At 43.0% G+C, this 13,935-nt stretch carries 10 protein-coding genes and 1 tRNA gene; 2 read left to right on the plus strand and 9 right to left on the minus strand.

Annotated elements, in window-relative coordinates:
* Positions 1 to 2 precede the first annotated feature (2 nt).
* From F0475_RS06840 to F0475_RS06870, 7 genes are all read right to left on the minus strand, one after another.
* Positions 3 to 713 (minus strand): ABC transporter ATP-binding protein, encoded by a 711-nt coding sequence (locus F0475_RS06840; RefSeq protein ID WP_155716035.1) that lies wholly within the window; start codon positions 711 to 713, stop codon positions 3 to 5.
* Between the two features lie 7 nt (positions 714 to 720).
* Positions 721 to 2,382 carry a putative transporter gene (locus F0475_RS06845; RefSeq protein WP_155716036.1) on the minus strand — a complete coding sequence of 554 codons (1,662 nt, stop codon included), beginning with the start codon at positions 2,380 to 2,382 and terminating at the stop codon, positions 721 to 723.
* A 25-nt stretch (positions 2,383 to 2,407) separates the two neighbouring features.
* Complete coding sequence (locus F0475_RS06850) at positions 2,408 to 3,226, minus strand: bifunctional hydroxymethylpyrimidine kinase/phosphomethylpyrimidine kinase (protein WP_018910983.1); 819 nt, start codon at positions 3,224 to 3,226, stop codon at positions 2,408 to 2,410.
* A gap of 156 nt (positions 3,227 to 3,382) precedes the next feature.
* Positions 3,383 to 4,039, minus strand: coding sequence for a hypothetical protein (locus F0475_RS06855; protein ID WP_155716037.1), 657 nt, complete (start codon positions 4,037 to 4,039; stop codon positions 3,383 to 3,385).
* A 617-nt stretch (positions 4,040 to 4,656) separates the two neighbouring features.
* On the minus strand, positions 4,657 to 7,677 hold the full coding sequence (gene secDF / locus F0475_RS06860; protein WP_155716038.1) for a protein translocase subunit SecDF: 3,021 nt from the start codon (positions 7,675 to 7,677) through the stop codon (positions 4,657 to 4,659).
* A gap of 105 nt (positions 7,678 to 7,782) precedes the next feature.
* Positions 7,783 to 8,886, minus strand: coding sequence for an endonuclease/exonuclease/phosphatase family protein (locus F0475_RS06865; protein WP_394349998.1), 1,104 nt, complete (start codon positions 8,884 to 8,886; stop codon positions 7,783 to 7,785).
* A gap of 57 nt (positions 8,887 to 8,943) precedes the next feature.
* Positions 8,944 to 9,885: a rhomboid family intramembrane serine protease gene (locus tag F0475_RS06870; protein WP_317163202.1), complete on the minus strand. Its 942-nt coding sequence runs from the start codon at positions 9,883 to 9,885 to the stop codon at positions 8,944 to 8,946.
* Positions 9,886 to 10,108: 223 nt separating this feature from the next.
* Here F0475_RS06870 and F0475_RS06875 point away from each other — a divergent pair, with 223 nt between their 5' ends.
* The gene (locus tag F0475_RS06875; RefSeq protein ID WP_009433913.1) at positions 10,109 to 10,384 is read left to right on the plus strand and encodes an HU family DNA-binding protein; all 276 of its coding nucleotides are present in this window, start codon (positions 10,109 to 10,111) and stop codon (positions 10,382 to 10,384) included.
* A 160-nt stretch (positions 10,385 to 10,544) separates the two neighbouring features.
* Here the strand turns inward: F0475_RS06875 and F0475_RS06880 are convergent, their stop codons facing one another.
* Entirely contained in the window at positions 10,545 to 12,608 is a 2,064-nt protein-coding gene (locus F0475_RS06880) for a porin family protein (RefSeq protein ID WP_155716040.1), read from the minus strand.
* Between the two features lie 120 nt (positions 12,609 to 12,728).
* Entirely contained in the window at positions 12,729 to 13,460 is a 732-nt protein-coding gene (locus F0475_RS06885) for a helix-turn-helix domain-containing protein (protein ID WP_155716041.1), read from the minus strand.
* 214 nt (positions 13,461 to 13,674) lie between these two features.
* On the opposite strand from F0475_RS06885, the gene F0475_RS06890 reads away from it, so the two are divergent.
* Positions 13,675 to 13,745: transfer RNA gene (locus F0475_RS06890), tRNA-Gln, on the plus strand.
* Positions 13,746 to 13,935 lie beyond the last annotated feature (190 nt).

A 13,935-nucleotide genomic window follows, 5' to 3' on the forward strand; every position in this document is an offset into this window, starting at 1 on the left:
TTCTATTTCCCGATTATCTCCTGCATCTCTTGCCTCACCTCAGTAGCTGTAACAGTATGCAATGAGCCTCCTTCTACCTCCAACAAGCAATCAGCAAAGCGCACAGCCAATTCCAAATCATGTGTAGAAAGCACGATGAGTTTATCTTTCTCATGCGCCATAGAGCGTAACAACTGAAAGGTCTCCGCCTTAGAAGGGAAATCAAGAAAGGCAGTTGGCTCATCAAGGAGTATGATGGGCGTTTCTTGTGCAAGTGCCTTTGCAATCATCACCTTTTGTCGCTCGCCATCAGAAAGCGTCTGAATCATCCTATGTCGAAGTGGTTCTATCCCCACAGAGCGGATAGCATCATCAACAACTGCACAATCTTTAGCACGCAACTTACCAAAGAAACCTGTGTAAGGGGAACGCCCCAACCCAATAACTTCTGCCACTGTCAGATTCTGCACATCAGGCTTCTGTGTCAGAACAATGCTTATCTTTCGTGCCAATGCTTGCTGTGTAAAGGTCTCTATGCCTTGCCCATCTAATAGAAGGTTGCCCGATAGCTTTGGAAGAAAGCCTGTCAATGTCTTTAGGAGCGTAGACTTACCGACACCGTTCCGCCCTATTAAGCAATGTAATTGACCGCTTTGCAACTCTACATTCACGTCGGAAACAAGTGCTTGCGAAGCCGTATAGCCTACTGATAGATGTGACAGGGAGATCTTCATAACGCCGTCAGACAAAGAACATCACCAGCACTTGGGCTATGATCACACGAATAAACATACCCAAAGGATAAACGGTTGCATAACTGATGTTGCTTGTTTCGCCATTAACGGTATCGTTGGCATAACCCAATGCCATAGGGTTTGCCATCGAGCCACATAGGATTCCACAGATAGTACCAAAGTCGAACTTCTTCATGCGGAGCGCAACAACACCCACAATGATCACTGGTAGTACCGTAAGAACAAATCCTAAGCCTATCCAAAGTAAGCCTTCTGGACGCACAACCGTTGCTAAGAAGTCCTTACCTGCATCCAAACCGAGGCATGCAAGATAAAGGGCTAGTCCTAACTTACGCAACATCAACGATGCACTACGGGTGGCGTAAGCGATGAAGTGGAAACGAGGACCGAACGCACCGATGAGGATTCCCATGATAATAGGACCTCCTGCAATTCCTAAATGGATGGGCGAATCCATACCAGGGAGCGTGAATGGGATTGTTCCTAACGCTAAACCGAGCAGCATACCAAGGAAGATAATAGCCAAGTTAGGCTCATTGAGCGTCTTAACAGAGTTGCCCAAGAACTTCTCTGCATGGTCGATTGCTTCTGGCTGACCCACTAATGTGAGGCGATCGCCATAGCGCAAGACAAGATCTTCCGTCGCCAAGAGTTTGATATCACTACGGAGAACACGACTAACATTGACGTTATAAGCATCACGAAGGTGCAACTGACCAAGTCGCTTACCATTAAGAACGCTCTTTGACAATACTATCACACGGCTCTCCACCTTAGAGTCTAAGTGGTTCCAGTCCACTTGTTCCTTATTCAAGTCACGCTCCACACGCTTACCAAAGAGCAACTCCATCGCTGGCACTTCCTCTTTCTTCGTTGCCACAAGGAGGTTGTCATTCGTCTTGAGTTCGGTTGTGCCCTTCGGTACAATCACTTCATCGCCACGCCAAATGCGCGAGATAATAAACTTGCGATGCGTGCCCTGCGCTATGTCAGCAATATACTTACCATTGATAGCAGGGTTGACTACAACGAATTGACCAATAAAGGTATGGTCGTCACTGCTACCACTCTTCACCTCCAAATCGCTGGGCTTGACAAAGAACTTACGGATGAATATCATTGCAAAGATAACACCAACAACACCGAGTGGATAGGTAACAGCCGTTGCTAACGCAGCTCTAGCACCGCTCACACCCACATGCTGCAACGCTTGCTGACCTGCACCGAGGGCTGGCGTATTCGTGGTTGCACCGCAAAGAATACCTATCATATCCGACATGGGCACCTTCATGATATACGTAAGGGCTACTGCCATTGCCGTACCAAGGATGATGACTGCCAGAGACCAGATATTAAACGAGGTTCCCTCATGCCTGAAGGAACCAAAGAAGTTAGGTCCCACGTGCAAGCCTAAGGTATAAACGAAGATAACCAAGCCGAACGTCTCACAATAGTTGAGCATTTGGTCGTCTACCTTCAAGCCGAGACTTCCCACAGCGATACCAAAGAAGAATACAAAGGCAACGCCTAACGAGATACCAGCAAACTTTATCTTACCCAAGCCGAGACCAACAGCACAAATGAGCGATATAACTACTACGCCTTGAAGCGCTGAAGGAATGGAGAAGAGTCCATTGATCCAATCCATATTATCGTTGTTTAGTTGTTATCCTTTATAATAATCCTAAGTATTGCTCCAAAGGGATTCCCCTGTTCTTATCCTCGTTATCCTTATTACGATCTATCAGTGCGTAAACGCCATCCATCGCCTTTTGTGTACTAGGAATGAGCAGTTCGCCATCCAGTAAGTGACCAATAAGAATAGCTGAGAAGATATCGCCTGTCCCTGGGAAATGGACGGGGATTTCGGTATAAGGGAGACTGAAATACTTATCTGTTACATGATTATACCCCGCTACGGAAGGCGTACCATCAATAAGAATGGAGGTGATTAATGCCGACTTCGTTCCTATCAAACGCAATCCATCAAGCAAACGCTTCGCCTCATCGAAGTCTACTCCATCTGTATTAAACTTGCTCGATGTGAGGTAACAAGCCTCCGTGTAATTAGGGAAAGTGAGATCGGCAACGCTTATCATCTCACGCATTGAGTTGATAGTAGCAGCCGTCACACCGTTATAGAGCTTCCCTTCATCGCCCATTATCGGGTCAACAAAGATGGTTGTGCCGCGTGCAGCTTGCTCACGACAATAGGCTGAAACTAATTGCGCCTGACGTTCTGATGCGATAAAGCCCGTCGCTATCGCATCGAAACTGAAACCTAATTCCTTCCAAACAGGGAATACATCCTTGATATAATCAGTTGTCTCTAAGATCTTAAACTTACCATAGTCGAGCGTATTTGAGACCAATGCCGTAGGAAGGTTATACACGGGATGCCCCAAATAAGACAAGATAGGCAGCATTGCGGCTGTAGCCACTTTGCCATATCCTGCCATGTCATTGATAAGAAGTATATGTTTCTTACTCATTAATTATGTTGGTTAATGGACTACAAAGGTAGTGTAAACCGCATGAACGGCAAAATAAAAACCCCATAAATAACGTGTTGACACGAGTTGACAAGTGTATGAGCTGACAAGTGAACAAGTGGTTAGTTCCGTTAGATAGGCTACCCGACACACCCCCTAAAAGTTATAGCTAACAGCCAAGAAGACGCCATGCATGCACTTCTTCTTCGGATAGAAGTCATTGAATCGGACGTTGTCATAGACCAGATTGCGCCGCAGGGCATACGTATCAAGAGTAGAGAACTTATAGCCAGTCCAAATGCTCATATCACCAACATCGACGCTCAGTCCCAGCTTGCAATCGAAGGCATACCACGTACCCTTACTCGTATGGACATTCACCACATCCTTTGGTAGGTTGTAATTACCCAACAAGTCAACAAAGACATTACCCAAAGGTATATTCATCATAAAGCCTGGTTCAGCAAATAACTTCAGCTTCGCATCAGCTATCTTCAATACAGTTGGAGACACAAGACGCAGCGAAGGACGAAGGAAGAAGTCCTCCGCTTCTCTATAGTCTGACGAGACTATCCATCCATTGCCTTCGGGGACTCCATGATAAGAAACCTGCTTCCACATTCCCACCGATGCACCCACGCCCACATAAGGGGTAAACATTCGATGATAGGAAAAATCTACTTGCCAAGTGCCTTGTAAGGTTAGTTCGCCCCCCAATGCGATACTATTCTTATTAAACGAGTCATCGCCTTGGGCACTCGCAACTAGCACGCAGCCTAACAAATAGAGTAACGTTAGAATCTTCTTCATCATATTTTGTCGAATTAAGTCAGGTGCAAAGGTAAACAAATAATACCTATTTCTATTTCATCATACCCTACTTAATGACCATACAACCGCCCTACCCATCGTTTCTAACGTGTTTCCACTTCGATTATAACCCTTTCGAGGATGATTCCTTATATGCGTTCAGCTTGTTATTCCCCTACCTCCGAGTTGCCACGCACGTGTGTTCCGTTCGTTACGCACGTATGTTTCAATCGCTATACACGTATGATTCATTCGTTATACGCCTATGTTTCATCTCTTATATACGTGTGCTTTATTCGTTTCATCATGAAGAGACACAAGTTTCATCGTGAAGAGACACAAGTTTCATCATGATGAGACATAAACTTCACCATGGTGAAGATAACAAAACATACGTGAGAAAAAGACGCAAAGCATAGGAGAAAGCAATCGAAGACAGGCGAGAAACGAAAGGGAATCGTATGATGCAAGACGGGGATACGGGGGAGAAAGAACAATGAGAAAGGGCAATGGGCAGGAGGAAGCGGGGCAGTTGCGGGAAACGAAACAGCCCGCTACCAAAGGGTAACGGGCTGCTTATATATATAAGGTGTAAACCTTATCTGTTTTTGACCTATTGATTAAGCCTCTACAGGAGCTTCTGCAAGTTCGTGTGAACGCTTTTCAATCTTCTTACCTAATACGAGGTAAGCAACTGGAGATGCGATGAAGATTGAACTCAAAGTACCGATGATGATACCAATAATCATTGCGAATGAGAAGCTGCGGATGCTATCACCACCGAGGATGAAGATAGATACGAGCACAATCAATGTAGAGACTGACGTATTGATAGTACGTGAGAGGGTCTGGTTGATAGAGTCGTTAAATATCTTCTGAATATCCGCCTTACCGAGAGTGTGCTGATGTTTGCGCAGGTTCTCACGGATACGGTCATATACAACCACCGTATCGTTGATATCGTAACCGATAACGGTCAAGATGGCACCGATAAAGGTCTGATCGATCTCGAGAGAGAAGCCTATCCATCCATAACATAACGAGAAGCAACCGATAACGATAGTGGTATCGAGGACAAGTCCTACTATTGAACCAACAGAGAAACCGATATTGCGGAATCGTAAGAGGATGTAGAGGAAGATGAAGAAGATAGCCAGTAAGACGCTCATGAACGCATTGTAGGTAATGTTCTTTGCGATAGAAGGACCCACCTTTGCGCTCTGGATGATAGAACCACCCTCACGAATGTCTGGATTCTTGAAGTTCGCTACACTTGCCTGACTAACGAAGCCACCCTTCTTCAACGCATTGTAGAGAATAGTCTCTGCCTTGTCGTCTTCCATTGGGTCGTTAGAATCGATGTTATAGTTGGTTGAGATACGAACAGTCTTACCATCTGTACCAAGTGCGATAACACTGGTTGTAGCTGGTTTACCTGCGTTCTCGCCCACTGTGTTGACGAATGCATTAGTCATCACCTTACGTACATCCTCAACCTGTGTTGGCTTATTCAGTGTGACAACATAGTTGCGACCACCAGTGAAGTCGATACTACGGCTCAAACCACGTACTACGAAACTACCGATACATACCAATACTGCAATGCCCCAGACTGCGAATGTAGTCTTATACATTGAGAGGAAGTGGTAGTTCTTATCCTGCATGAAGTTCTTAGAGAAGGCGGTTGTAAATGTCTGATTCAACCACTTATCCTTACCAACGCGGTTCTCGAATACGATACGTGTGAGGAATACGGCGGTGAAGAAAGAGATTACAAGACCGATGATCCATGTTGTTGCGAAACCACGGATAGGACCCGTACCTGTAACAAGGAGGATAACACCTGTGATGAGTGAGGTGAGGTTAGAGTCGAAGATAGCAGAGAATGCGTTACTATAACCTTCCTTCAGAGCTTGCTTCATACCCTTGCCGAGCTTCAGCTCTTCCTTGATACGTTCATAGATAAGCACGTTAGCATCCACGGCTGTACCCAAGGTCAACACGATACCAGCAATACCTGGCATAGTCAATGCCGACTGGAAGGATGCTAGGACACCCAAGGTGAAGAAGAGGTTGGCAAGCAATGCCAAGTTAGCCATCATACCTGGGATGAAGTTATACATCAGAATCATGTAGAGCATGAGCAATACAAAGGCGATTGCAAATGATACAAGACCTTGATGGATAGACTGCGCACCCAATGTAGGACCAACTACTTCCTCCTGTACTATCTTAGCAGGTGCAGGCATACGACCTGACTCCAATGTGTTTGCTAAGTCTTTTGTATCCTCAATCGTGAAGTTACCAGAGATAGATGACTGACCACCTGTGATCTCACCATTTACACGAGGAGCAGAATATACTACGCCATCCAATACGATAGCAATAGCCTTACCAACATTTGCCTTCGTAAGAGCTGCCCACTCACGAGCACCTTCTGAGTTCATAGTCATGCTAACCTCAGGGCGACCAAACTGGTCGAACTGGTCTTTGGCATCTGTAACAACGTCACCTTCCAATGGTGCACGACCGTCAGAGGTTGTGACTTTCAAGGCGTGAAGTGCATATACGTTCTTCTGCTGTAAGCCTTCAGCTGGCTTTGCACTCCAAAGGAGTTTCAAGTTGCTAGGCAATACTTGCTTTGCAAGCTGACTATGGATGAGCTTATTAATAGCTGCTGTGTCACGCACATTTGCATAACCTACGAGGCTCAAGCCCTCGCCTGGCACAGTCTGTAACATTGAGAGTAATGGGTGTTGCTTCTTAGCAGCAGCCAAAGCAGCTGACTCTGTTGATGTGGCAGAGTTCTTACCTGCATTCAATGTTAGTTTAGCGTCTTTGTTAGGCTTTGCAGCTTTCGTAGAATCCTTTGCTGTAGCATCGCTCTTTGAATCACCATTAGCTAAACGCTGGTCGAGCTGGGCTAGGTAAGGAGCTACCTCTTGGCTGTTGTAAGTCTCCCAGAACTCTAGATTAGCTGAACCCTGAAGGAGTTTACGCATACGCTCAGGCTCACGAATACCAGGCATCTCAACCATCAAGCGACCTTCCTGACCTTCCAACTTTTGGATGTTAGGCTGAACTACGCCATACTGGTCAATACGATTGGTAACAACGTTGTAAGAGTTATCGATGGCTGAAGCAACTTCCTCACGGAGAGCCTTCTCAACATCTGCATCAGAACTCTGTGTTGTAACCTTGCCTTTCAACTGCTGTGTTGCAAAGACTTCTGCTAGCTTATGACCTGGAGCTACCTTGTGGTAAGCATCAACGAAAAGACTGATAAAGTCCTTCTGACTTGTCATCTCTTCCTTCTTTGCCTCCGCCATAGCTTTCTGATAAGCAACATCCTGCTTGTGGTCAGCCAACACGTCAACAACATCAGGTACTGAAATCTCAAGTACAACGTTCATACCACCTTTCAAGTCAAGACCTAGACCGATCTGTGTTTCAAGGCACTTCTGGTAAGAGTAGATACCCAAGTACTTAACAGAATCTTTATAATCCTGTCGCGCAATAGGGTCTTTAATCTCCGCTGCCTTGCTATCGTAGTAGCTTGTCGCCACTGAGAAAGACAGGTAGAAGATACTTGCGAGCGTCAACAAGACTGATACGCAAATTACTAATCCTTTGTTTTGCATTTTATTTGATTGTATTTAATTATAGTTTCGCTACGCTTAATAGACGTGCAAAGATAAGCATTTTCTCACACTTTGGGAAATTTACACCTTATAAATGTGTGCTTTTTAAGGTTTGGGGCGGTATTTGAGCCAACAATAAATGGGATAATGGTCAGATGTAGTCACACTATTGTCGACGTGCGCATCGTATGGCTCAAAGTCGTCAGAACAGAATATATGGTCTATACGGAAGTACATCCCGCTACGATGATAGCTGATTCCAGGACCATTACCACTCGCTACGAAGCAATCTATCAGTTCCTTATCTATGACTCGATGGGTGTAACTTAGTGGGTTATCATTAAAGTCGCCACAGAGTATTACGGGCACTTTCTTATCGAGATATTGCTTAACATAACGTGCCACCATATCTGCTTGTGGGGCACGACGCATTGAGACCTTTCCCAACTTACGCAATAGGTGCACGGACTCTGACTTGGCCTTATTCGTCCGCATACGCCCTTTCACGAGTGACTTGAAGCCCGCTTTATCATCATTGGATAAGCCATTACTCTCAAAATGGTTATTCACAACAAGCGTCTTTGTACCTTTTATGTCTACCATATAAGCCACACTTTGGTTAGAACTAGAGCCATACGGGATGGTATCTTGCCAAAGAATTGGATAACGACTCAGCAATACCATGTAATCAGCACCGGGCTTCTTCTTCACCATCAACTTGAAGTATGGATAGTGTGCCTTTAGTCTTTTATAGATTCCTCCATTCTTATCACCATCGCCTTGAGCTTCTTGCAAGCAAACCAAATCAGCCTTGCTGTCAATGATATAGTTGACAATGGGGTTGGTCTTAGGATTGGTCTCTTCCCAAGAGTCAAACATATAAACATTGTAAGACAGGACTTTAATAGCACCATGGGGCTTATCCTTTGGAAGATTAAACGGACAATAGATTCGAATAGAGGCAAAACAAAGGATAAAGCCCAATACGGGAAGCCATATTGTACGCAATCTCACAAATGCCCAAAAGACAAGGAAAGCGAAGTTAAACGCAAGGAGTATAGGGTATCCCAATCCTAGATTAGCAAGCAGAGGATAATCAACAGGATTCAACCAGTCGATATTGCCAATTAGCAACATCAACAATATAACAAGGATATTACCTACAAAGAGTGCTCTGAATGTGAACTTCTTGAAATTCTTAAGCATCATAAATATACGCTCATAAGTCTCGTTCAGGACATCTGCCCATACTAATTACAATAACACTTACTTCTTGCTACTATCGAAGAGCTTTTGCTTCTCTGCTTTAGAAAGGCTATCATAGCCGCTCTTGCGAATCTTGTCTAAAATGCGGTCTATCTCTTCTTGCTCTCTATGCTTCTGCGCATTATAATCCCAATCACTATTCTGTGTTGTCGAGTTATGCTGTGAGGAGTCTCCCCAAGAGCTATTACTTCCGCCTGTTCCAACCTTCCCCGTATGCTTTTCCCAACTATCTTTCATACGATCAAAGAACTGATGCCCTTTGTGCATACTCATATTTCCATATCCTGAATACGGATGTCTCTTCCAATACATAATTAGTAAGAAACCCGTCAAAGCACCTCCCACATGCACTACATGGGCAATATCAGAGCCTGGGCTGAACGATGAGAATATCTCAATAGCAATCATTCCTGTTACCAACCATTTGGCCTTTATTGGAACAGGAATCGGTATAATGAACATTCGCTCATTAGGGAATAACATTCCAAAAGCTAGTAACAAACCAACGACAGCACCAGAAGCTCCAATTGCCATTGTCTGTTGGATATATATAACAGATGGTATGTCAATGCTCACCCCATTCCTCGTCACAGTAATCGTATCCATTACGAAAGGCATACAATACCACGCTAATTCCTGAAGCAAACCGCCTCCAATTCCACAGACAATGTAATAAAAAAGGAACTTCCTCGGTCCCCATACATGCTCAATGACTGATCCAAACATCCACAACATAAACATGTTCGTGGCAATATGCATAATGTTGGCATGCATAAACATGCTGGTGAGGAACTGCCAGACGCCGAAGTTAGAAGAACCAATATAGAATAACCCAAAGAGGTTATCAAAATCAATACCTATAACTCCAAACACATAAGAAGCAAAAAACACCAAGACGTTTATAATAAGGAGATTTCTTGTGACTATCGGAATATTCAGTATATTACGCATTTGTTAGTTTCTTATTGTAAGCCATTATCTTTAAAACGTTGCAAAAATACGAAATAATCCCGTTATAAAGCAGGAAAGGGAGAGGATAAGGGCTTATTTTTGTAATTTTCTACACTTTTCCTTTGATTTTACTTGTTATATAAAAGGAATCAACTATATTTGCAGCATAATCGAAAGTATCATTTATAAATTAATCAACAAATAAATCGGAATTATGAACAAGACAGAGTTAATCGAAAAGATTGCGGCTTCTGCTAATCTAAGCAAGGCTGACGCAAAGAAGGCATTAGATGCAACAACTGAAGCAATCAAGGGTGCACTTGTTGAAGGAGATAAGGTTCAGCTCGTAGGCTTCGGCACATTTTCTATCAACGAGCGTCCAGCTCACGAAGGTATCAACCCAGCAACAAAGCAGAAGATTCAGATTCCAGCAAAGAAGGTAGCAAAGTTCAAGGCTGGTGCAGAATTAGCAGATGCTGTAAACAAATAAATTGTAAACTATTTACAATAGTATAAGAGGCGAGCCTTGATAGGTTTGCCTCTTTCTATTATAGGAACTAGTTTCTTCTATGAGAACTTAGATTTTCTATGCATACTAGACGAGCTGGAAAAGATTAGAGAAACTATATTTCCGAACCAATAATAGAACCTTACATGATTCCAGTCTGCTTATCTTCTTGTCGTTCTATTCGCTTTTCAATCTGCTTATAAGCCTTACCCTTCGATAATCGCCACGTAAAGTTAAGCCCTATCATATTACCCAAGTCTCTATTACGTTCTATTTCACTCTTATGTAGATATGCGTTGAGGAGTTGTGACTTATACATTCGTGGATGCTGTTGGAAGACGTGTTGCACATCGAGAGAAAGACTGCAATTCCCCCAACTATAGCTTATTGCCAAATAACTAAACGCTCCATTATGCCCTAACCTCTCTCCTTCTAAGAACCTCCAACCATTATCTGCATATCCTTGCAAAGTCCATTTACCAAGGTAAGCCTGCACACTTCCACCATAAGTGTAGCTGGTGAGATAATGACGATAAAGACTACAAACATTAAAAAAACGATTAATTCCACCCGTCAATGTCACTGATAAGTGTTCAGGAATAAGCTCATACTTCAAGTTATCTTGCACATGGAACAAGCTAATACGCCCCATATTCTGTTGCGAATAAAGGAACTCATCCGATGCAGTTCGCTCATATCTTGCCATATTACAATGCAAGTTTCGCCGATACTCCATGTACATACTGTTCGACACCCGATCACCATAATAATCTAAACTCATCGTATGTTGAATGACACGTGAGGGCTTCAAGGCAGGATTACCCACTGTCCATTCACGACTATTATTCCTTATTCGCATATCAGAAACCATTGCGTAAGGCGAAACTCGACGATAAGTCTGAAAAGCGTAACCCACATTTAGTCCTTTCAGAAGCATATACTTTAATGTAACCTTCGGGCGGAACGTCCAGTAATTATAATTATAACTTGCTTGAGAATAGGTTTTGTTTGCCACTCCAACGCCCAGAGAATAACTCAACTTCTGCCACTTTCCTTTTAACTCAGAGAAAAGATAGAGTTCACCAAGGTGCATCTTATTCAGTGCATCAACATCCCCTGTATAATGATTACGCGTGTATTTCTGCATGTGTTGCAAGCCAGCAGAGAGTGTGAAAGGCTTCAATTTGTTTTCATAAATAGCCTCGCTCTGAACCGACCAAGTATCTCCATCTACATTATAAGTATAAGGTGTTCCCTCACCCTGCCTCACATACTTATCCGTGTAGATAGCAGTTCCAACAACATTCGTCGTTACACTCTGATGATTCCCTAGCTTATGAAAAAAGTAAAGATCGATAACTGGCGTAAAACTACTCGACCTATTCACATCTTGATAAGCCTGTGTTAGCGTTCCATCCATTAATTGATAATCAGAGAAACAACTAGGAGTATTCATTCCAAAGGTTGATAACGTGGCTTGGAAAACATAGGAGGCTGAATCAGCAAGACTATACTTCATCTGAAGTCGATTGCCCAAAGCTCTATCCCTACCAGCCGTTTGCTTACGTGTAACAAGATAATGACTACCATTATTTAATAGGTAATCTGCCGTCTCAGAAGTACGCCCTTTGCGGAAGTCCCGATAGGAGAAGTTATAAGAAAAGGACAGTTCCGAATTTTTATGATTTAGCTTTGTATAGATGGTATTATCCGTATTCCACGCTGTTAGCGTGTGTGTTAAGTCTACTCCAACGACATATCCACCTGTGTTCCTTTTCGTTTTTATATCAATAACATAAGCTATATTCTCCCCATATCTTACACCCGGATTATCGATGAAATCAATGTTTTTCACAAGTTTAGGGTCTAAGGATAGCATTTCCTCCTTATCTATTACAACCCCATTCAGCCTTAACTGCACCGCACCATTATTCATTAAAGCGGTAACAACGTGGCTCACAGGATCTACCCGAACGTGTGGTAACGATAGTTTACTTAGCAAACTATATCCATTCGTGGATGCTTTACGCTGTGTATCAGACGGAATAATCAACAGACCATCCACCTTTGTTACCACTCGAGCAGCCTCAACAGTAACCTCATTCAGTTGCACCTCCTTCGGTTCTTTTGCATTCTTCACCTCTTCTTGGGCTCCAACTGGTAGCACCAAGAAGCCTAACAGCAATGTACATAATACTTTCTTCATAGCTTGAATATTTTGAATCAAAGGTAATTCCAACACTGTTCAAGTGCAAAAAATAAGACTGACATCTGTCTGACAATAGCTTTTCTCTATTGCCTCTAACACTTCTAAGGATTATTCACCTTATAAGTGTTTGAGTCGATAGCCACCTCCCTTCTCTGCCGTAATGGTCAATCCACAATGCTCACTAACAACAGGCTTCAAGCGACGAATCAGTGTGTAAAGTGTCTCACTGGCATCGGGTTTCTTCGGCCAAAGGCTTTCACAAATGGTAATCTTTGATAATTTCATATCATCAGAAGCCATAAACAACTCCATCAACTGGTGCTGCATAGGTGTAAAAGGAATCTCTTTCCCCTGCACATCACGGAAGGAATGCTCCAAAGGGACGTAGGTCATACTTCCAAAAACCATTCTCCCAGCCCCATTCCGATGCCAGGAAACAACAGAAAAGAGCATCCATAACATGGCAGATAAGGTGAGGAACAAAGCTAAACGTTGGTCAGATAATCCCCAAATAGTACCAAATGAACAATCAGCATAGCTTTGGAACATCAGAGAATGCCGTCCTTTCTGCCATTGATAACGCTGACTACACAAGGAATAATCGTTCTTTTCGAGTGCATAAGATACAAATGACCGACTCTTCAAGTCCTTTATTCGCAAATGCTCACGGTAGTTTTGTATCGTATCAGGCGTTATCCATGCTTCACGCTTCACTGCAAGTGTCTTCTCCAAAGCCTGATTCATGTCCTGCACAATAGCTGTTTCTGCACAACGATAACTGTTTATGCTCGTACACATAGCTGACAACACCAGTAAAAGAAATACTATTACGGAAGAGATAGGTTTCATAAGCAAAGGAATTAAATAACTGAATAACAGGCATAAAAGTATGTGATTCGCAAATATAAGTCTTTTTTTCTTTACCTCCAAATCTATCCAAAGTAAATGTTGCTATATATATAATAGGTGTAACAAACAAGCACACGCAAGTACAGAACACCTATAAAAAGAATCGGTAAGAGTTGCTGATAATACAAAAAAACATTACCTTTGCACGTGTGATTGTCCTATGGTGTAATGGTAGCACTACAGTTTTTGGTTCTGTCAGTGGTGGTTCGAATCCGCCTGGGACAACTCTTTTAGATAAGAGTTCTTTGAATATCAGTACTTTCAAAGCACCTTATCTCAAACATAATTAACTAAATCCATTTATTACCTAAAGTAATAACTCGTGAGCTTTCAACTATTGTGTAAGATGTTTATCACAATCTTCTTGAATCAAAATAAGCACATATAAGACTGTTCACACCTATAAGAAAGAAAC

The sequence above is a fragment of the Prevotella vespertina genome (genome assembly GCF_009728485.1).
GTDB classification, from domain to species: domain Bacteria; phylum Bacteroidota; class Bacteroidia; order Bacteroidales; family Bacteroidaceae; genus Prevotella; species Prevotella vespertina.

Bases quoted from the DNA above. Each gene is read 5' to 3' on its own strand.
- F0475_RS06855 (WP_155716037.1), bottom strand. From the start codon at position 4,039: ATGATGAAGAAGATTCTAACGTTACTCTATTTGTTAGGCTGCGTGCTA.
- F0475_RS06865 (WP_394349998.1), bottom strand. From the start codon at position 8,886: ATGATGCTTAAGAATTTCAAGAAGTTCACATTCAGAGCACTCTTTGTA.
- F0475_RS06880 (WP_155716040.1), bottom strand. From the start codon at position 12,608: ATGAAGAAAGTATTATGTACATTGCTGTTAGGCTTCTTGGTGCTACCA.
- F0475_RS06850 (WP_018910983.1), bottom strand. From the start codon at position 3,226: ATGAGTAAGAAACATATACTTCTTATCAATGACATGGCAGGATATGGC.
- F0475_RS06845 (WP_155716036.1), bottom strand. From the start codon at position 2,382: ATGGATTGGATCAATGGACTCTTCTCCATTCCTTCAGCGCTTCAAGGC.
- F0475_RS06885 (WP_155716041.1), bottom strand. From the start codon at position 13,460: ATGAAACCTATCTCTTCCGTAATAGTATTTCTTTTACTGGTGTTGTCA.
- F0475_RS06875 (WP_009433913.1), top strand. From the start codon at position 10,109: ATGAACAAGACAGAGTTAATCGAAAAGATTGCGGCTTCTGCTAATCTA.
- secDF (WP_155716038.1), bottom strand. From the start codon at position 7,677: ATGCAAAACAAAGGATTAGTAATTTGCGTATCAGTCTTGTTGACGCTC.
- F0475_RS06840 (WP_155716035.1), bottom strand. From the start codon at position 713: ATGAAGATCTCCCTGTCACATCTATCAGTAGGCTATACGGCTTCGCAA.